Below are 19,315 nucleotides of genomic sequence, written 5' to 3'. Positions count from 1 at the left end.
TGAGTCATGGCGGACTCCTTGCGGTTCGCTGTTTGCGCTGGCGCTCCGGGCTACGCCCTTCGCGCCAGCGCAAACAGCACGAGAAACCAACCACTGTCAGATTTAGTCTAGTTCAATACAAATTAGCGGTTTGAGCCGCTTTCTTTTGCCTACTTTTCTTTGCGGCAGGCAAAGAAAAGTAGGTGCCGCCCCGCACAGGGGCAACGCTAATAGACCGATAACAAAGCAAGGAAAGGCCAAAAGACCAACCCCAGAACAGATCACAAACACACAGCAAGGCACCGCCAAAAAGAGCCAGCCAACAAAAAGCGCCGCGAAGGCCCCCACCTGCCGGGCAGGCCCTTCACCCTTCACCCTTCGGCTGGAAGCCTCAAATGATTCCACGCCGCCAGCCCGGCAAAAGCCACCCCAGCAACACTAACCCCAATCCACCCAAAAGCCGGCCAAACCACCGCGCCGACCCCCGACCCGACAGCGCCGCCAATAAAATACGCCACCATATAAACAGTATTCACGCGGCTGCGCGCTTCCGGCTTCAGCGCGTAAATCCGCGATTGATTGGAAATCTGCGCCGCCTGCACACCAATATCAAGGACGATCACGCCGATCACCAACCCGACAATGCTCTTCGCCGACAACGCGAAAACAACAAACGAAATCGCCACCAGCACAATCGACACGGTGATAATCGTCCGCGGCCCGCGTCGGTCGGAAAACTTGCCGGCCAGCGGCGCAGCCATCGCCCCCGCCGCACCGACGATCCCGAACAGACCCGCAGCCTGCGGCCCAAGATGAAACGGCGCGCCCGCCAGCAACAACGCCAGCACGGACCAGAAAATGCTGAACGCCGCGAACATCGCCGCGCCGGTCAGCGAGGCCTCACGCAGCGCGCGATGCTCGACGATCAGGTGCCACATCGAAACCATCAGCTTGCCGTACGGCAACGTCGACGTCGGCTTGCTCTTCGGCAGGCGCAGAATGATCACCACCGCCAGCGCCAGCAACGCAACCACCGAAACACCAAACACGGCTCGCCAGCCAAAATACTCGGCGACGAGGCCCGCCGCAGTCCGGGCCAGCAGAATCCCCAGCAACAATCCGCTCATCACCGTGCCAACGGCATGGCCACGCGCGGATGCGGGCGCGAGTTCGGCCGCGAACGGCACGGCCTGCTGCGCAATAGTGGCAAGCACGCCGATCGCGAGGCTCGCGATAATCAGCACCGACAGTGTCGGCGCCGCGGCCGCCACCACCAGCGCTATGCACATGCCCACGATCTGCAGCAGAATCAGGCGGCGACGATCGAAGCGGTCGCCGAGCGGCGCCAGCAAGAGCATCCCGGCTGCGTAGCCAAGCTGCGTCACAGCCGGCACCACGCCAACCCACGACGCACTGCTCGGAAACGATTGCCGAAAATTGTCGAGCAACGGCTGGTTGTAATAGATGTTCGCGACCGCCACGCCGGCAATCGTCGCGAGGAGCAGCAGAAGACCGCGCAAAGACCGGTCGGTGGAAGCAGGAGTGGAAGCTTCGGATGTGGACATGTGAGCAAACCATCGACGGACCGGCCCATGCACAGTCCTCAAGCGTGCCGATCATACCGGAGCGGTCGCAATCGTGCTGACCGCCCCCGCGACGCACCGTGTGCACGATTGAAGGAAAGGCTGCGCGGGTGGGAAGCAGTTGCTGTAAAGCGGAGGCTATAAAGCGCGGCGCGCAAGCTGCTCTAAACACCGGGCAGCAAAAATGAGATGGTCGTTCGGTTTTCGTTCGTAGAATCGGCGCGCGCAGCACGCGCGATCAGATCTATCAAATAACCGATTCCATGACCATAAGCTCGAAACCCGAACCCCGACGAATCGGCGGCTGCCTGCTCATCGCGCTGATCTGCCTCGCGGCATGGGCGTGTTCAACCGCGTTCGCCTTGCGCGATCCGCTCAAGCTCATGCTCGAGTGGGAGTTGCTGGCCGTATTCGTGCGTCCCGAAACGCACGGCTGGTATCGCACCGTGATCGCAATGGTGGGCTGCGACGTGATCATCGGGTTGTTTATCGTCGCCGGTGCCGGCTGGCTGGCGCTGCTCGTGCGGCGCAGATCGGCGCGGTTTCCGGGGCAGGTGCAGGCGTGGCTGCTGGCGATCGTCGTCATGCGCACCGTCGCCTACCTGCTGGGCGATCACATGACCCACGCCATCAGTATCGCGATCGCCATTCCATTCGACGGCTTCGTGCAAGCCGTCGCTGCCGCCGCGCTCGGGATACCGTATTTCAGGCTGTCCCGGCGTGTGCGGCAAACCTTTGTCGCTGTCTGATCCGGCGCGGCGCCGCCGTCAATCGATCAACGCGCCTTCCGGCTCGTAAAACGGATACGGGCCATCGGCCTTGTCGACATACGCATGATGCGTGACGATGCCCGTTGCCGGATCGTAGCGATGCAGCGCATACGCGGGCGGCTCCATCACGAATGCCGAGGGCGCGTCCTCGCGCAGATCGAGCCCGACCTGGTGCGCGGGCGCCGGCACCGCCGACGCGATCGTGCCGCCAAACCGCACGAACATCGGCCGATGCACATGGCCGCAGATCACCCGCTCGACGTTCGGATAACGAGCGATCAAGGCGGCGAGCTTGCTGGCGGCAATGGGGTCGAGCCGCAATTCATCCATGTGTCCGATACCGCAGACGAACGGCGGATGGTGCAGCGCGACCACCGTCGGCTTTCCCTGGGCCGCATCGAGTTGCGTCGCGAGCCAGGCGAGCCGTGCGTCGCACAGATTGCCGGCGCTTGCGCCCGGTACCATCGAATCGAGCGCGATTATCCGCAGCGCTCCGATATCGACCGTGTAGTGCACGAACTCGCCGCCACTGTGTAATTCGGCGCGATCGGCAAACGCCGCGCGCAACGCAGTCCGTTCGTCGTGATTGCCCACTAGCAGGAAGTAGGGGATTTGGAGCGGCGCCAGCAGCGTTTTGAGGTGCGCGTACTGTTCCGGGTCACCCTGATCGACGAGGTCGCCGGTCATGATCACCGCGTCGGGACGCGGCTCCAACGCATTGAGCGCGGCGACCGTGCGCGCGAGATAGGCGCCGGTGTCGACGCGGCGATACGCCAGCGCGCCGGGTCGTTTGATATGCAGGTCGCTAATTTGAGCCAGCAGCATGGGGATGTCCTTCTTTTATGGCGCGCCAGAATCGCAGCGCTGTGTCTTTACGATAGCGCAATCAGCGCGTCTTGCGCGATCGAAATCCCGACCGGTGTGCCGCGTGCGAGTTCTACCCGGCCCGCGACGTCGATCAGCAAGGCGTCCGGTGCGGCGCCGCCGATCGTCAAGCGGGTGCGCTCGCCGAGAAACGCGGTGCTTTCGATGTTGCCGCGCAATTGCGCCGTGGCTGGGTCGGCCAGATATGCATCTTCGGGCCGGAAGAAGAATTCGTGTGCCGCGCTTGCATGCCCGGGGCCCGACGGCAACGGGACGGTTCCGCCGGTCGTGGTCAGGAGGCCTTCGCGCCGCTCGCCCGCCAGCCGGTTGATCGTGCCGACAAATTGCGCGACCGTGCGATTTGCCGGACGGTAGTAAATATCGCGCGGCGAACCGATCTGCTCGATGCGCCCGGCGCTCATCACGACGATACGGTCGCCGAGTTCCATCGCTTCGGCCTGGTCGTGGGTCACGTAGACGGTGGTAATGCCTAACTCGCGCAGCAGCGTATTCATCTCGCTGCGCAAGGTGTCGCGCAAGCGCGCATCGAGCGCGGTCAGCGGTTCGTCGAGCAGCAGCACGCGCGGTTGCACGGCCAGCGCGCGCGCCAGTGCAACGCGCTGGCGCTGCCCGCCCGAAAGCTGATCGATCGGCTTGTCGGCGTGAGCGGTGAGACGCATCATCGCGAGCAATTCGTCGACACGTTGCCGTTCGGTTTCAACCGGCACGCGTTTGATCTTCAGTCCGTAGCCGATGTTGCCGCGCACGGTCAGATTCGGAAACAGCGCATAGCTCTGAAACACCATGCCGACCTGGCGTTTTTCGATCGGCAACGCGGTGACGTCTTCGTCGCCGAATGCGATGCTGCCGCCGGTGTCAGGTGTTTCGAGGCCCGCGATCATGCGCAGCGTAGTGGTTTTGCCGCAACCGGACGGGCCGAGCAAGACCAGTGTCTCGCCCGCGCCGATGTGCAGATCGAGCGGTTCGAGCACACGTGTGCCGCGAAACGTTTTTGCGCATTGCGTGAGCGTGATGGGAACGGAGTCGAGTTTCATGGCGTGGACGTCGGTGAAGGCTTCGAACGGGAGGCGGCGCGTTTTTTCCCCGCGCTGCGCTGGCCGGTCGCATCGACGCCGAGCCATTGCATCGCGACGAGCAGCGGCATCGTCATGATGAAAAACAGAATCGTGTAGGCGCTGCCGATTTCGATGCGCAATGACGCGTAGGTGTCGGCAAGGCCGACCGGCAGCGTCTTGGTGTCGGGCGTGTGCAGCATCCATGTCAGGTTGAATTCGCCGATCGAGAGCGTAAGCACCGCCAGCGCGCCCGCAACGATTCCCGGCCGTGCATTCGGCAGCACGATCGTGACGAAGCGTTGCAGGAAGCTTGCGCCGAGGCTCGCCGCACCTTCTTCGAGCGTGCGCAGATCGCTGCTCACGCAGACGGCGGCAACCGCGCGGACCATGAACGGCAGCGTGAACACCACGTGGCCGACGACGATAAACGCAACGCTCATGCGAAACATCGTGAAGCCGCCGTAGACCACCAGCAGCGCAAGCGCGGAAGCGAGGCCGGGCAACGCGATCGGCAATACCAGAAACTCTTCGATGATGCGCGAGAGCCGCGTCTTGCTGCGCGCCAGCACATAGCCGGCGGGCACGCCGGTCAGCAGCGTGATCAGCAAGGTCGCTGCCGCCACTTCGAGCGAGAGAAATACCGAGTCGTGATACTGCGTCCACACTTCGCCGAGCCAGCGCAGCGTGAGTCCGCTCGATATACCCTTGAAGTAGTTGACCGTGAGTCCGGCCATGATCGACATTACGACCGGCACGATCAGAAACGCGCACAGCAGCAGCGTAACGAACCACTGGCCGGCTGCCAGCCAGGTGCGCGAGGTGGGTAGTCCGAGCCGTCGCGCGCGCGGCTTCGCAGCCGGCTGAAGGGGAGTGCTGATGGAATTCATCGAAGTCTTGTGATCGGGTTTGGACATGCCGCTCATGCGCTTGCCGCGACTGCCGAGCCGCTCACGCTGCGAGCGAATGCCAGCACGGCCCAGGTGACGATGCCGAGCACGATCGACAGACCCGCCGCCGTCACCATGTTCGCGTTGAGCGTGAACTCGGTGTAAATGGTCATCGGCAATACGTCGATGTCGGTGGCCAGTGTGAAGGCGGTGCCGAAGGCGCCCATCGCGGTCGCGAAACATACCGCGCCCGCCGCGATCAGACCCGGCGACAACGCGGGCAACACGATGTCGCGTGTGATACGCCACGGCGATGCGCCGAGCGAACGCGCGGCCTCTTCGAGCGACGCATCGAGCTTGGTGGCCGAGGCCATCACGGTGACGATCACGCGGGGAATCGAGAAGTACAGGTAGCCGAGAAACAGGCCGCTCATCGAGTAAGCGAACACCCAGCGGTCGCCGGTGAGTTTCAACGACAGCGCGCCGATCAAGCCCTGGCGTCCCGCCAGCATGATGACCATGAAGCCGACCACGACACCTGGGAATGCCAATGGAAACGTCAACAGCGCGAGCAACGTGCGCTTGAGCGGAAACTCACGGCGCGCCAGCAGCAAACCGGCGATTACCGAGAGCACCAGGGTTGCCGCGGTGACTGCCGCGGACAGCACGACAGTCGCGCCGAGGCTCGACATGTAACGCGGATTCGCCAGCATCGCGCGATAGGTCGCGAACGCGTGGCCGTCGCCGCTGATTTGCGCGAGCGCACCCATCGGCAACAGCCAGAATGCGATGAAAACCACCAGCGCCGGCGCGATCAGGGCGATGCGCCAGCGCAGCGGGAACGTGACATCGTTCAATGCATCACCTGTAGATAACGTTCACCGAAACTGGACTGCTTCTCTGCCATCTTGCCGAAGTCGACCGGCTTGGCACGCGCGTAATCGCTCGCGGGCAGGAATCTGGCGGCGATGTCCGGCGTCATTGCATTGGCGCGCACCGGGCGCAGATAGGCTTCGGCCCACAGTTTCTGACCTTCGTCCGACAGCACGAAGTCGAGCACCTTCTTGCCGTTCGCTTCATGCGGCGCGCCCTTCACGAGGCTCATCACGTATGGAACCGAGATCGTGCCTTCCGTGGGGATCACGAATTCGACATTGGCGTGGTCCTTGTATTTTGCGCGGTAAGCGTCGAAATCGTAGTCGAGCAGAATCGGAATCTCGCCGGACATCACGCGCGCATAGGCGGTTTGCTTCGGAACGATCGGCGCGTTGGCCTTCAGCTTGCGAAACCAGTCGAGGCCCGGCTCGAAGTTGTCGAGCGTGCCGCCAAGCGCCTGATTCACCGCGACGGCGCCCGCATAGCCGACAAACGCGCTCGACGGATCGAGGTAGCCAACCATGCCCTTGTATTCAGGCTTCAGCAGATCGGCCCACGAACGCGGCACCGGCTTGCCTTCGAGCGCGTCCTTGTTGACGAAAAAGCCCAGCGTGCCGGAGTGGATCGAGAACCAGTAGCCTTGCGGGTCCTTCAGGTTCGCCGGAATGTCGTCCCAATGTGCGGGTTTGTACGGCTGGATGACGCCTTTGTCTTTTGCCTGGAACGCCGACGACACGCCGAGATACACCACGTCCGCAACCGGGCTCTTCTGCTCGGCCATCAGTTGCGCGATCGATTGACCGGAGTTCTTGTTGTCGAACGGCACGCGGATGCCGGTCTTCTGCTGGATCGCCTTGATCTGGCTCGCCCAGTCGGCCCATTCGGGCGGGCAGTTGTAGCAGATCGCGGTTTCGTCGGCGTGGGCCGCTTGCGGTGCGAGAGCGGCGAGCGCGGCGGTGACCATCATGCCGGCCGACAGCGCGCCGGCCGTGGTGCGGGCGAGTCGGCGCCAGAGCGGTTTGATCGATGAAGCAAAACGTGTTGACGAGCGGATCACTGCGGGTCTCCTGAAGAGAAGAGAGCGGGTGGTTTGAGGTTCAACGTAGCGGTTAGGGCTTATGCAAACGGCTCTGCGGCTTACGCCGACGCATGCGCCGGCGGATTGTCGGCGCGGTTCGAAATTGCCGCGATGGTGGCGCCTTCGCGCAAACTATGCGGCAACGTCAACGTGAGCGACAGTTCGCCTGACGCTTCATAGGTGCCCGTTACACGGCTCAGCAAACGCTGCCAGGCAGCGCAGCCGATCTCGCGATTCGGCGCGCAGATGCTTGCCAGCGGCGGCGACAGCAATTCGCCCATCGCGAGTCCGTCAAAGCCGAGAATCGACATGTCGTGCGGAATCTGCAGCCGGGCCCGGCGCAGGCCGCGCATCACGACCATCGCGAGCAGGTCGTTACTGCAGAAGAGGGCGGTCGGGCGGTTCGGACCGCTCGTCAGATGTGCGAGCACGGACGGCGACAGTTCGTCGGCGTTGAAATCGACTTCGAGTGCCGGCGCGGGGGTGAGGCCGGCTTGCTGCATCGCCTGCGCGTAGCCGAGATGCCGCTGGCGGGCGCGGTCCGAGGCGGCGAGTGTGCCGGCGAGCATCAGGATGCGGCGATGGCCGTGCGCGATCAGCATGCGTACGCCGTCGAACGCGGCGAGCCGGTTGTCGACCGAGACCGCCGGGCGCCGTACCGTGTCGTTGTGCATCAGCACGTAGAGCAGGCCGTCGCGATCGAGTTGGTCGAGCAGCGGATGCGTGTCGGCATCGGCGACCGTCAGGATCAGGCCTTCCACGCGATGCTCGCGCAGGGTTTCAATGGCGTGGCGTTCGCGGTCGGCGTCGTACTGGGTGGTCATCAGCATGAGCCGGTAGCCTTGCGCCGCGGCGAGTTCGTCGATGCCTTGCAGGCATTCGGCGAACACGGGGTTGGCGAGCGTCGGCAGGACCACGCCGATGAGGCGCGTGCGCTCGCCGCGTAGTTGCCGTCCTAGCGGGCTGGGGCGGAAGTTGAGGGCGTCGATGGATTGACGCACTTTGTCGAGCGTGACCGGGTTCACGGTGTGCGGCGCGTTGATTGCGCGCGAGACCGTGGCGATGGAGAAGCCCGCGTGGGCGGCGACATCTTTGATCGTTGGGATCATGGGTTGCGCTCGTCATGTAAACGTTTTCGTGAGCGGATTATCGGCAACGTTTGTGACTTGCGGATGACTCCGGGTTTTGTCCCTGGATGTGGAGTGCTGGGGTACGGGTGGGTGTGGGTGGGGGCGGACTGCGGCTGGATTGCGCAGGTTTGGTGCGCTCGCCGGGCAATGGTAGAATTCGCGTCCACATGCGGTTCTACCCCTGCCGGGGTGATGAAATTGGTAAACATAGCGGACTTAAAATCCGCCGCTTCACGGCTTGCCGGTTCGAGTCCGGTCCCCGGCACCATCTGCCCAGCAAAGGATTAGCGTTTTTTGCTATCTCCGGCGAATCTTCGCGGTATCGGTTGTTCTGCCTTAAACCGGATTCCTCCTTTTGTACCCAGTCTTGCCGACGGCTGCCGCAAGCCGGTCCATGACCAGGTGAGAATATCGCTTCGTCGATACGACACGACTTGAGCCCGAGGACGCCGCCATCCGTGAACGGGTCTATGCCGGCATTCATCATTTCCCACCCGGCGCCGTGCCTCAAGTCGTGAAATCGGATGGCTGGGCGGCCAGCTGCAATTCTCGATTGCTTCCATGCTTCTTCGAACAGCTTGTCCGTCGGGGTAAAGCGTACGCGCCGAGCCAAGGCGGCGACGCGCGGGTGAATCGGTATGATGCGCATCCCCGAAAAGAACGCTACCCGGATGGTTCCGACAACCTCGCAATGCCTGTGCGCGCGATTTCAAGCATCTTCTGCTCCTGCGGGTAGTGGTGCCGCTCATTGTTGACGGCGGGAATCACCAGCATCGCGCCAATGCACATGGCTTCGCTCGAAGAGTTCGCGGCGATCACGGGTCGCGCCTCACTGGAAGACCTGCCGAAAGGCGGCGTGGGTCAGGACCAGAAGACGGGGCAAAGTGCGCACGCTTTACTTTTGCAGAAAAACCAGTCTATAAAGGGAATTATTTTGATCTAAAGTCAAGAATGAAAATCACGCTGGATGAGCTGCAAACCTTCGCGACGGTGGTCGATACGGGATCGATCACGGCGGCCGCGCAGCAGCTCGAGCAGACGGTCTCGGCGGCGAGCCGGACCTTGGGCAGGCTCGAGGAGAAGCTGAAAACGACCTTGCTGCGCCGAACCACGCGCCGGCTGGAACTGACCGAGGAGGGGCGGACGTTCCTGCAGAATGCGCGGGCGATTCTCGAATCGGTGGAGAGCGCGGAGGAACAGATGGTGGCGCGGCGGGACAAGCCGTCCGGGCGCCTGCGCGTCGACGCCGCGTCGCCGTTCATGCTGCACGTGATCGTGCCGCTCGTGCGGGGCTATCGGGAGCGCTATCCCCATGTCGAGCTGGAACTGAACAGCAACGAGGGGATCATCGATCTGCTGGAACGGCGCACCGATGTGGCGATCCGGATCGGCAGCCTGAAAGATTCGACGCTGCATAGCCGGCTCATCGGCAACAGCCGGCTGCGGATTCTGGCGAGCCCCGGTTATCTGGAAGCGCACGGCCAGCCGCGCAAGGTCGACGACCTTGGCAAGCATGCGCTGCTGGGATTCAATCAGCCGGAGTCGCTGAACGTCTGGCCGGTACCCGGCGCCGACGGCGAACTGCATCGCATCGAGCCGACCGTCTATTCGTCCAGCGGCGAGACGCTCAGGCAACTGGCGCTGGATGGCGTCGGTATTGCCTGCCTGTCGGACTTCATGACCGGACAGGATCGCGAATCAGGACGGCTCGTGCAGGTTCTCAGCCGCCAGACCCAGGACATCCGGCAGCCGATTCACGCCGTCTATTATCGGAACACGGCCATTTCCTCAAGAATTGCTTCGTTTGTCGACTACCTGGTCAAAGCGTTCGAGACGCGCTGAGTCGCGATAGTCGCGTAGCCACTGCTCGCGTTTTAGCGCTGCGGCAATAACATTGCGTTCCTTGACGTGACCGAAACCGCGGATTTCATCGGGCAGGTTGGCGAGCTTCATCGCAACATCGAATCGCGTGCTGTCGAGCGTCGTGCAGAACTCGTCGATCAGCGTGACGTACTGTTCGATCAACTCGCGTTCATTGCGGCGCTCGGCCGTCTTGCCGAACACATCGAGCGCGGTGCCGCGCAGAACTTTGAGTCTGGCGAGCACACGGAACAGGCTGAGCGTCCATTGGCCAAAGCGCTGTTTTTTCAGGTGGCCGTGTTCATCGCGTTTAGCCAGTAGCGGCGGGGCGAGATGGAAAGCGAGTTTGTAGTCGCGGCCCGGTTCGCCTTCGAATTGCGCGCGAAGTTTGTCCAGGTATGCCGGGTCCGCGTAGAGACGGGCGACTTCGTACTCGTCTTTATAGGTCATCAGCTTGGCGAGATTGCGCGCGACCACCGGCGTGAGCCGTAGCTTCGCACCCGCCGCCAGCCTCGTTTCGGCGGCGCGCATCCGTTCGACCACGTCCACGTAACGCGCCGCATAGCGTGCGTTCTGATAGAGGCCAAGCCGCTCGACGTTGCGTTCGATCAGACGTTCGAGCGATTCCGGCATCTGCACGACAATCGCCTGCTGCTTTTTTGCATGCGGTGCAAACGCACCTGCTGCGGCTTCGCCGTGCTGCGCGACATAGCGACCCCACTCGAAGGCGAGTCGATTCTTTTCAACCGCCACACCGTTAAGCTCGATGGCCCGGTCGAGGCTTTCGTAGCCGACGGGCAGCCAGCCGCGTTGCCACGCAAAACCGAGCAGCAACGGGTTGGCGTACAGCGTGTCGCCGAGCAGATCGAGCGCAAGACGATTCGCATCGATGAAATCGCAATCGTCGCCGATACTCTGCTGCAAGTCGTGCCGCGTCTCATCGGCGGGGAAGCTCCACTGCGGGTCGCGTACGAATTGCGCGGTCGGCGTCGCGCTATTGTTTATCGCAGCTCGGGTCACGCCGCGTTGCGTGCGGGAAAGCACTTCGGCGGAAGCGGAGACGATCGCATCGCAGCCGATAATCAGACGTGCTTCGCCGGTCGCAATGCGGGTTGCGTGCAATTGCTGGGGTGTCGCCGCGATCTGCACGTGGCTGAGCACCGCGCCGCCTTTTTGTGCGAGGCCGGCCATGTCGAGTACTGTGACGCCCTTGTTCTCAAGGTGAGCGGCCATGCCGAGCAAGCCGCCGATCGTCACGACACCTGTGCCGCCAACACCGGTCACCAGCACGCCGTAGGGCTTCGTCAGGGAGGCAATCGCCGGCCGGGGCAGGGCCGCGAAATCCGGCAGCGCGGTGTCCGAACCAGCGTTGCCCGGCTTCTTCACCTGCGCGCCTTCCGCCGTCACGAAGCTCGGGCAAAAGCCGTTTACGCACGAGAAATCCTTATTGCACGAGGACTGGTTGATCTTGCGCTTGGTGCCGAGCGCGGTTTGCAAGGGTTCGACCGAGAGGCAGTTCGATTGCACCGAGCAATCGCCGCAACCTTCGCATACCGCATCGTTAATGAAGGCGCGTTTGGCGGGATCGGGATACGTGCCGCGTTTACGGCGCCGGCGTTTCTCGGTGGCGCAGGTCTGGTCGTAGATCAGGATCGAGGTGCCCGCCGTGTCGCGCAACTCGCGCTGCAATCGATCGAGTTCATCACGGTGGTAGACCTTCACATCGTCGGGAAGACGCACCTTCGCGTCGTATTTCTCCGGCTCGTCGGTGACGATCAGCACGCGCTTCGCGCCCTCGGCGACTACCTGAAACGCGATCTGCGGAACCGTGAGCACGCCGTCGACCGGCTGGCCTCCCGTCATCGCAACCGCGTCGTTGTAGAGCACCTTGTAGGTGACATTCGCACCCGCTGCGATCGATGCGCGAATCGCGAGGAGGCCTGAGTGAAAGTAGGTGCCGTCACCGAGATTGACGAATACGTGCCGCTCGTTTGTGAAATGCATCTGCCCGGTCCACGCGACGCCTTCGCCGCCCATCTGGCTGAACGTCTCCGTATTTCGGTCCATCCACATCGACATGTAGTGGCAGCCGATGCCCGCCAGCGCGCGCGAGCCTTCGGGCACGCGGGTCGACGTGTTGTGCGGGCAGCCGGAGCAAAACCACGGCTGCCGTTCAGCGACGGAACGCGGCGTGGCGGCTTCACGCTCTTTTGCCTCGATGATCGCAACCCGCGCTTCGATCCGCGCCCGCACGTCGGCCGGCAGGTCGGCCTGCGCGAGGCGCCGCGCGATCGCCTTCGCGATCAGGGCAGGCGAGAGCTCGTAATGCGCCGGCAGCAGCGTCTGTCCGCGCGGCACGGACCACTCCCCGCCGGCGTTGTCGCGCTGATCGAACTTGCCGAATACCTTGGGGCGCACATCGTCGCGCCAGTTGTACAGCTCTTCCTTCAGCGCATATTCGAGAATCTGGCGCTTCTCTTCGACAACGAGGATTTCGTCGAGGCCGGTGGCGAAGTCACGCGCGTTCTGCGCATCGAGCGGCCATACGCAGCCCACTTTCAATACGCGAATGCCGATGCGCGCGCAGGTCGCGTCGTCGAGCGACAGATCGGCGAGCGCCTGGCGCACGTCGAGATACGCTTTGCCCGCGGTCATGATGCCCAGGCGCGGCGTGGGGCTGTCGATCACCACGCGGTTGAGTTTGTTGGCGCGAACGTAGGCGAGGGCCGCATACCACTTGTGATTGAGCAGGCGGGCTTCCTGGGCGAGCGGCGGATCGGGCCAGCGGATATTGAGTCCGCCCTCGGGCATGTCGAAGTCGTCGGGCAAGACGATCTGCAAACGGTCCGGATCGATATCGATCGACGCGCTCGATTCGACCACGTCGGTCACGCATTTCATCGCGACCCACAGGCCGGAGTAGCGGCTCATCGCCCAGCCGTGCAGTCCGTAGTCGAGATACTCCTGCACGCTCGCCGGATAGAGCACCGGAATGCCGCTCGCGACGAACATATGCTCCGACTGGTGCGCGACCGACGAGGACTTCGCCGCATGATCGTCGCCCGCGAGAACCAGCACGCCACCGTTCGGATCCGTGCCGGCTGAATTCGCGTGCTTGAAAACATCCCCTGTACGGTCGACGCCCGGCCCTTTGCCGTACCACATGCCGAATACGCCATCGACCTTGGCGCCGGGCCACAGGTTGAGCTGCTGCGTGCCCCATACGGCGGTGGCCGCCAGATCCTCGTTAACCCCTGGCTGGAACACCACGTCATGTTCCTTGAGATGCTTCTTCGCTTTCCACAGTCCCTGGTCCAGCGCGCCGAGTGGAGAGCCGCGATAGCCGGATACATAGCCGGCGGTATTGAGACCGGCGCGCCGATCGCGCGCCTTCTGCAACATCGGCAGACGGACCAGCGCCTGCGTGCCGCTCATGTAGACACGGCCCTTTTCGAGGGTGTATTTGTCGTCGAGCGAGACGGTGGCGAGTGCGTCGCGTAGCTCGGGCGATAGCGGGGCATTCATGGTCCATGTCTCCGATGGCTTTATTTGAGCCCGAGTATAGGAAGCGGAATTTCCATCGTAAAATCACGAATACCGAATCCTGCTATTCGAAAAACACATGTCAAAAGACATCACCCTGCGGCAGATGCGCTACTTCGTGGCTGCCGCGCAAAGCGGGCAGTTTTCCATGGCCGCGACGGTCGAACATGTGTCGCAATCCGCGATTACCAACGCGGTACTCGCATTAGAGGAAACCCTGGGTACGCGCCTGTTCGAACGCCTGCCGCAGGGCGTCGCGCTGACGCCGGATGGGCAGGACTTCCTGAATCACGCGCGGCACATACTCGATTCAGTGCGCGACGCGGTCTACAAGGCGCCTTTTCGCTCGCACGATCTGAGGGGGACGGTGCGCATCGCGGCGTCCTATACGTTGCTCGGCTACTTTCTGCCGGAGCTGATGGCGCGCTTTCGTGCGACTTACCCCGACATCGAGATCGATCTGCATGACACGGACCGTGCGTCGATCGAGCAGGCGGTGCTCGACGGCGATGTCGATCTTGGCATTGCTCTGTTGTCGAATGTGGAGAATATCCGGCGTTTTCAGCACCACACGCTGATTCGCTCGCGCCGGCAGTTGTGGACCTCGCCCACGCATCCGCTCACGCAACTCAACGCGCCTTCGCTCGCGGATATCGCGAAGTACCCGTATATCCTGATTACCGTAGACGAAGGCGAGGAGTCCACACTGCGCTACTGGAGGCGTAACGAAATCGAGCCGAATATCGCGTTTCGCACCAGTTCGATGGAAGCGCTGCGCGGTCTCGTCGCGTATGGTTTCGGTGTGACGATTCTGTCCGATATGGTATTTCGCCCGTGGTCGCTGGAGGGCAAGCGGATCGAAGCGCGGCCCATTCTCAACGCGATTCCGCAGATGGATGCGGGCATGTTGTGGCGCAAGGGCGCGACGTTGAATACACCGGCTGTTGCGTTTCAACAGTTCCTGATTCATGCGTGTGGAAGTTGACGGCAGGGTGGGGGGGCGTCAGGCTAGTTTCGAATTCAACGCGCTGTCACAGCGGCGGCGCCGGGTATGTATCTGTTTTTCGCATATCGGAGCCGACACCGCTACATGCTGCCGTTTTCGACGACGCGGCCTTCCGCGCGCCAGCGGAGCATGCCGCCGGCAAGGTTGGCCACCCGCTCGAATCCGGCCTGCCGCAGAATGACGGTGGCCTGGGCCGACCGTCCGCCGGCCCGGCAGACGGTCACGGTTGGGCGTTCCTTCGCCAGTTCGGCGGCGCGCCCGGCCAGCTCGCCCAATGGAATGAGCCTGGCTGACGGAATGCGTCCCAATGGTCCGTCGAATTCGCCGGGCTCACGTACGTCGACGATTTCGACCGCGTGCAGATTTTCCTCGAGCCACTGGGCATTGATTTCCCAGATGCCCGCGAAACTGCATGTCAGCGGCGCCCAATCGGGTTCGGTCGTTTGCGCAGGGGAGAGCGTCGCGAGGCCGCATTTCAGGTTCGCGGGCACCGCTATGTCGATCTGCTTCGGATGGGGCAAACGCAGATTTGTCATGTAACCGGCGAAATCGTCTTCACACAGTTCACCGCCAAGGCGCGGATTGAAGCGCCGTTCCTCGTCCACGCTCGTGACCGTCAAACCGCGATAGTCGTGAGCGGGGTAAAGCAGGCACGCGGCGGGCAGAGTGAAAATGTGGTTGTGGATTGCACGAAACATCGCGTGCGCGTCGCCGCGCTGAAAATCCGTGCGGCCCGTGCCGCGGATCAACAGGCAATCGCCAGTAAACGCCATGGTTTCGTTGTCGAGCACGAGTGTGATGCATCCGTCGGTATGACCCGGTGTCGCACGGATCGTCAGGTACCGCGCGCCGAACTCGACCTTGTCGCCATGCTTCAGATAACGGTCCGCACCTTCGGCGCCGCTCGCCGCCGATATCGCAATCCTGCTACCCGTACGGCGATTCAGCATCCAGGCGCCGGTCACATGATCGGCGTGGACGTGGGTATCGATTGTGCAAAGCAGATGCAATCCCAGCTCTTCGATCAGGGCGGCATCGCGGCGCACCTGTTCAAAGACTGGATCGACCAGCACCGCTTCTCGCGTTGTGCTATCGGCAAGAAGATACGTGTAGGTTGAAGATTGCTGGTCGAATAGCTGCCTGAAGATCAACACTGTTTTGCTCCGAGGCTCGCTGCTGCGAGCGCCTTACTTGGGTTGCGTCACGTACCGCAGATAAGGCTTTACGGTTTTGAAACCCTGCGGATATTTTTGCATTGCGGCGTCGTCGGAAACGGAGGTTGGGATGATCACGTCTTCACCCGGTTTCCAGTTCACCGGCGTTGCCACCGAATGCTTCGCGTTGAGCTGCAGCGCGTCGAGCAGGCGCAGCACTTCGTCAAAATTGCGGCCTGCGCTCATGGGGTAGACGAGCATGGCTTTGACTTTCTTGTCCGGCCCGATGATAAACACCGAGCGTACCGTCGCATTGTCCGCCGCGGTACGTGCGCCGCTACCGCTCGCCTCGGGATGAATCATATCGTAGAGCTTTGCGACCGTCAGGTCAGGGTCGCCGATTAGTGGATAGCCAACCGCGTGGCCCTGCGTCTCCGCGATGTCCTTGACCCATTCGTTGTGGTCGCTAACGGGATCGACACTGAGCCCGATAATTTTTGTGTTGCGCTTCTCGAATTCGGGTTGCAGGCCCGCCAGGTAGCCGAGTTCCGTGGTGCAAACGGGCGTGAAATCCTTGGGATGCGAAAACAGGACCGCCCACTGGTCGCCGATCCATTCGTGAAAGCGGATCGTCCCTTCAGTGGTTTCAGCAGTGAAATCCGGAGCGTCCTGTCCTAGTCGAATTGACATCATCAGTCTCCATGAATAGGTGTGTCATGGCACTCGTGCCGCAGCCGTGGCAACGGCCACGATGCGGCGGAGCGCCTATATAGCGTAGAACAAAAAAAGCCCTAGCCCCAGGCAGACAGTAGGACGAAACCGCCGTCCTGGCGAGCGGCACGCCAAAAGCGCTACGCGAGGCTCACGATTCATGCAAATTGGTCGTCTTTGAGCCTGTTTTTAAACGGATTGACCCATGCAGAACGGAAAACTCAAGCTGACGCGCCGGGTTGCGGACGGTCTTTTTCCCGACCTGTCGCGGCAGTCTGGTGGTTCGCGATCGCGAGAATGATTAGTAAGCGTAGCGGACTTAAAATCCGCCGCTTCACGGCTTGCCGGTTCGAGTCCGGTCCCCGGCACAAAAGATTCCTCCGACTGATTCCGATTGAATCGCCTGCCGCGGCCGGTCGTAAAACAACGCGCGATTCGGCAACCCTGTCAAAAATCGCGCATAGCCAGATCATATAGTTTGCTGGCTGCGTACCTCGCTGCGTAAAACATCGCGGCGGCGATCAGTTCGGACATCAGTTCGAGCGGTGATATGGAAGGAGGAGGCCGACTGGGGCGCTGCTGTCGATATCGATAAAGACCACGCCGTGTGAGTGTTGTCGGGTCGCATATGCGCGAGCGGGTCGTCGCTGCAGTCAAGCAAAAAAGATCGGGCACAAATCCTGGCGCGGCACCCGCGCTGGGAAGATCCCTACCTACGCCGTATATGTTGCGTCAATTAGATGCGTACACGCATATTATGCATTCTGTAGGTACATGTGCATGAGCATTATTCAGCAAAGCCAGGCTTCTTTACCACGTGCTATTCCTGCGCCAGTCGCGTATTTCGGCGCCAAGCGGGTTAACCCCGCTTGGCGTCGAGTCCAAACGATCCTAACGTTACACACATTGATTGAACGACCGGACGGTTTATTAATATCCGGCCGGGTCAATCAGGCGGATGTGTTCCCTCAGATTACCCATCTACTTCCCGTTGCCGGGCAGCGATCCTGCTCGTCCCGACGAAAGTGAAGAACCCGACTCTCCGGCCACAGCGGCAATAAATACGACACCTATATCTGGAGATATCAACGTGAAGAGCTGGATTGAATGCAATGCCAGGCGACTCGTTGTCGCACTGGCGGTGGGAGGGTGCGTCCTCGCACTTTCGGGGTGCGGCAGTTCGGACAATGTCGCGTCGCCGGCGCCGGTCGACTACGCAGCGCTGTGCACGAAGATAAACGGTCAACAGTTCAATGGCATTACCGTGACGGCAACCTCACGCATCGCGGCCGCGGGTGGCAACCCGGGTTATTGCAAGGTCAGTGCAACCGGAGCAGCCAGTACCACACTCGACATCGAGGTCGATCTTCCCGACAACTGGTCGAAGCGGCTACTCCAGCAGGGTGGCGGCGGCTTCGACGGAAGCATCCCAACCGTCGAAGCCACTTCCGCACAGTTCCCGCTCATCAAGCCCTTGGCGCGGGGAATTGCCTATACCGCTTCGAATGGCGGGAATCGCACCGGTAATCCGGCGGATCTGCTGACGAATGCAACGGCACAGAAGGACTACGCGTATGCATCGACGGGTATCACGGTTCATTTCGCCAAGGCGGTGGTTGCTGCCTTTTACGGTTCCGCGCCGAAATACACGTACTTCAGCGGCGCGTCGAACGGCGGCCGTGAGGCCTATCTTGCCGCCCAGAATCAGCCGGGGGACTACGACGGCATCATTGCCGGCGACGAGAGCATGAACATGGGAACCCAGGTAGCGGCGATGCTCAATATTGCAACGCTTGCCGGTTCCGCTGCGATGCCCTCAAATGCTCAGTGGACAGTCGCGTATTCCGCAGCAGTCGCGCAGTGCGGGAATGCCAACGGCGTGATTCTGAATCCCGCTGCCTGTACTTTTGATCCAGCGACCCTGCAGTGTGGCGCGTCCGGTGCGCCCGCGGCAACCTGTCTTTCGCCCGCGCAGTTGCAAACCGTGCAGCGGATAGTCGCGCCATTGTCGACGAGCGGCGGCCAGTTACTGTTTTCCGGATATAACTGGGCGGACTTCGGCTCCATGTTCGGGGTTGGTTCATACGGCGGGTTGGGCGGCGGCTTCGCGGCGCTCGGCACGGGCAATGCGAATTGGCTGCTGCCCGCCACGGTGCCGGGCAGTCTGCAAGCGAACTTCAATGTGGACACTTCGTATCCCGTCATTGCCGCAGGGCTGCAAAACGTGGGAGCGGACCACAATTTGCAGGCCATTGCGCAATATCTGATGGCAGGCAAGAAGCTGATCTCGTTCAACGGCGCAGCCGACCCGCTGATTTCACCGCGCGACCATCTGCGTAACTGGCAAACCGTCGTACAGCTCGCCGGGTCCGCTGGCAGCAACGCACGCTTCTATCTCGAACCAGGAGTAGGCCATGTACTCGGTGGCAACGGTCCAGATCAGACTGACTATCTCGGCGCGATGATCGCGTGGGTCGAACAGGGTACCGCCCCCGGCCAACTGGTGCTGACGAAATTCGATTCCAATGGCAATGCGACGTCGTCCCTGCCGGACTGCCCGTACCCAACTGTGCCGCACTATTCGGGCTCCGGCAGCGTGAGCGCCGCGGCCAGCTACACCTGTGCCACAAGCTAGATACGCGTGAATATCTGCCCATAATCCCGAGGCCTTGAAAAAGGCCCCGCCAGGCACGCCCGCCCGAGTTCCGCGAAGCGTTGCGGGCGGCGCTTGAGAACGAGCCCGCGGTGCCAGTTCAACTCATGTCGCGCGAAATGCCGGTCTGCGGGAACAGGCCGAC

15 protein-coding genes and 1 tRNA gene are annotated in these 19,315 nt (G+C 62.0%); 6 read left to right on the top strand and 10 right to left on the bottom strand.

Features of this window, described 5'->3' with window-relative positions:
- Positions 1-350: 350 nt before the first annotated feature.
- Entirely contained in the window at positions 351-1,544 is a 1,194-nt protein-coding gene (locus tag AC57B6_RS14080; protein WP_496421546.1) for an MFS transporter, read from the bottom strand.
- A 281-nt stretch (positions 1,545-1,825) separates the two neighbouring features.
- Here AC57B6_RS14080 and AC57B6_RS14075 point away from each other — a divergent pair, with 281 nt between their 5' ends.
- The gene (locus tag AC57B6_RS14075; protein WP_106351504.1) at positions 1,826-2,311 is read left to right on the top strand and encodes a DUF2569 domain-containing protein; all 486 of its coding nucleotides are present in this window, start codon (positions 1,826-1,828) and stop codon (positions 2,309-2,311) included.
- An 18-nt stretch (positions 2,312-2,329) separates the two neighbouring features.
- Here AC57B6_RS14075 and AC57B6_RS14070 read toward each other — a convergent pair whose 3' ends face one another.
- The 6 genes from AC57B6_RS14070 to AC57B6_RS14045 form a co-directional block, all read right to left on the bottom strand.
- Positions 2,330-3,157, bottom strand: coding sequence for a phosphodiesterase (locus AC57B6_RS14070; protein WP_496421545.1), 828 nt, complete (start codon positions 3,155-3,157; stop codon positions 2,330-2,332).
- Between the two features lie 47 nt (positions 3,158-3,204).
- Positions 3,205-4,251 carry an ABC transporter ATP-binding protein gene (locus AC57B6_RS14065; protein ID WP_496421544.1) on the bottom strand — a complete coding sequence of 349 codons (1,047 nt, stop codon included), beginning with the start codon at positions 4,249-4,251 and terminating at the stop codon, positions 3,205-3,207.
- Positions 4,248-5,159, bottom strand: a complete 912-nt coding sequence (locus AC57B6_RS14060; RefSeq protein WP_496421552.1) for an ABC transporter permease — start codon at positions 5,157-5,159, stop codon at positions 4,248-4,250. The genes AC57B6_RS14065 and AC57B6_RS14060 overlap by 4 nt, the downstream gene beginning before the upstream one ends.
- A 32-nt stretch (positions 5,160-5,191) precedes the next feature.
- Positions 5,192-6,016 carry an ABC transporter permease gene (locus AC57B6_RS14055; RefSeq protein WP_046568458.1) on the bottom strand — a complete coding sequence of 275 codons (825 nt, stop codon included), beginning with the start codon at positions 6,014-6,016 and terminating at the stop codon, positions 5,192-5,194.
- Positions 6,013-7,092 (bottom strand): ABC transporter substrate-binding protein, encoded by a 1,080-nt coding sequence (locus AC57B6_RS14050; protein ID WP_030101639.1) that lies wholly within the window; start codon positions 7,090-7,092, stop codon positions 6,013-6,015. Before AC57B6_RS14050 ends, AC57B6_RS14055 begins: the two co-directional genes overlap by 4 nt.
- An 80-nt stretch (positions 7,093-7,172) precedes the next feature.
- Positions 7,173-8,222 carry a LacI family DNA-binding transcriptional regulator gene (locus AC57B6_RS14045; RefSeq protein ID WP_183798495.1) on the bottom strand — a complete coding sequence of 350 codons (1,050 nt, stop codon included), beginning with the start codon at positions 8,220-8,222 and terminating at the stop codon, positions 7,173-7,175.
- A gap of 204 nt (positions 8,223-8,426) precedes the next feature.
- Here AC57B6_RS14045 and AC57B6_RS14040 point away from each other — a divergent pair.
- From AC57B6_RS14040 to AC57B6_RS14030, 3 genes are all read left to right on the top strand, one after another.
- Positions 8,427-8,511: transfer RNA gene (locus AC57B6_RS14040), tRNA-Leu, on the top strand.
- A 519-nt stretch (positions 8,512-9,030) separates the two neighbouring features.
- Positions 9,031-9,186: a hypothetical protein gene (locus AC57B6_RS14035; RefSeq protein WP_156034548.1), complete on the top strand. Its 156-nt coding sequence runs from the start codon at positions 9,031-9,033 to the stop codon at positions 9,184-9,186.
- A gap of 8 nt (positions 9,187-9,194) precedes the next feature.
- Positions 9,195-10,085: a LysR family transcriptional regulator gene (locus AC57B6_RS14030; RefSeq protein WP_042276584.1), complete on the top strand. Its 891-nt coding sequence runs from the start codon at positions 9,195-9,197 to the stop codon at positions 10,083-10,085.
- Here AC57B6_RS14030 and AC57B6_RS14025 read toward each other — a convergent pair.
- Positions 10,032-13,628, bottom strand: coding sequence for an indolepyruvate ferredoxin oxidoreductase family protein (locus AC57B6_RS14025; RefSeq protein ID WP_496421543.1), 3,597 nt, complete (start codon positions 13,626-13,628; stop codon positions 10,032-10,034). The two genes, AC57B6_RS14030 and AC57B6_RS14025, sit on opposite strands and share 54 nt — an antisense overlap.
- Before the next feature lie 97 nt (positions 13,629-13,725).
- On the opposite strand from AC57B6_RS14025, the gene AC57B6_RS14020 reads away from it, so the two are divergent.
- Positions 13,726-14,631, top strand: coding sequence for a LysR family transcriptional regulator (locus AC57B6_RS14020; protein ID WP_496421542.1), 906 nt, complete (start codon positions 13,726-13,728; stop codon positions 14,629-14,631).
- Positions 14,632-14,732: 101 nt separating this feature from the next.
- Here AC57B6_RS14020 and AC57B6_RS14015 read toward each other — a convergent pair whose 3' ends face one another.
- Entirely contained in the window at positions 14,733-15,803 is a 1,071-nt protein-coding gene (locus tag AC57B6_RS14015; RefSeq protein WP_183798693.1) for a rhodanese-like domain-containing protein, read from the bottom strand.
- Positions 15,804-15,839: 36 nt separating this feature from the next.
- A complete protein-coding gene (locus AC57B6_RS14010; RefSeq protein ID WP_216749817.1) occupies positions 15,840-16,496 on the bottom strand; it encodes a peroxiredoxin in 657 nt (218 codons plus the stop codon).
- A 1,111-nt stretch (positions 16,497-17,607) separates the two neighbouring features.
- Here AC57B6_RS14010 and AC57B6_RS14005 point away from each other — a divergent pair.
- Entirely contained in the window at positions 17,608-19,152 is a 1,545-nt protein-coding gene (locus tag AC57B6_RS14005) for a tannase/feruloyl esterase family alpha/beta hydrolase (RefSeq protein ID WP_496421541.1), read from the top strand.
- Positions 19,153-19,315 lie beyond the last annotated feature (163 nt).

Source organism: Paraburkholderia sp. BGA-UO-ETr-F12 (genome assembly GCF_059567945.1).
This window is presented reverse-complemented; position numbering and strand designations above follow the sequence as displayed.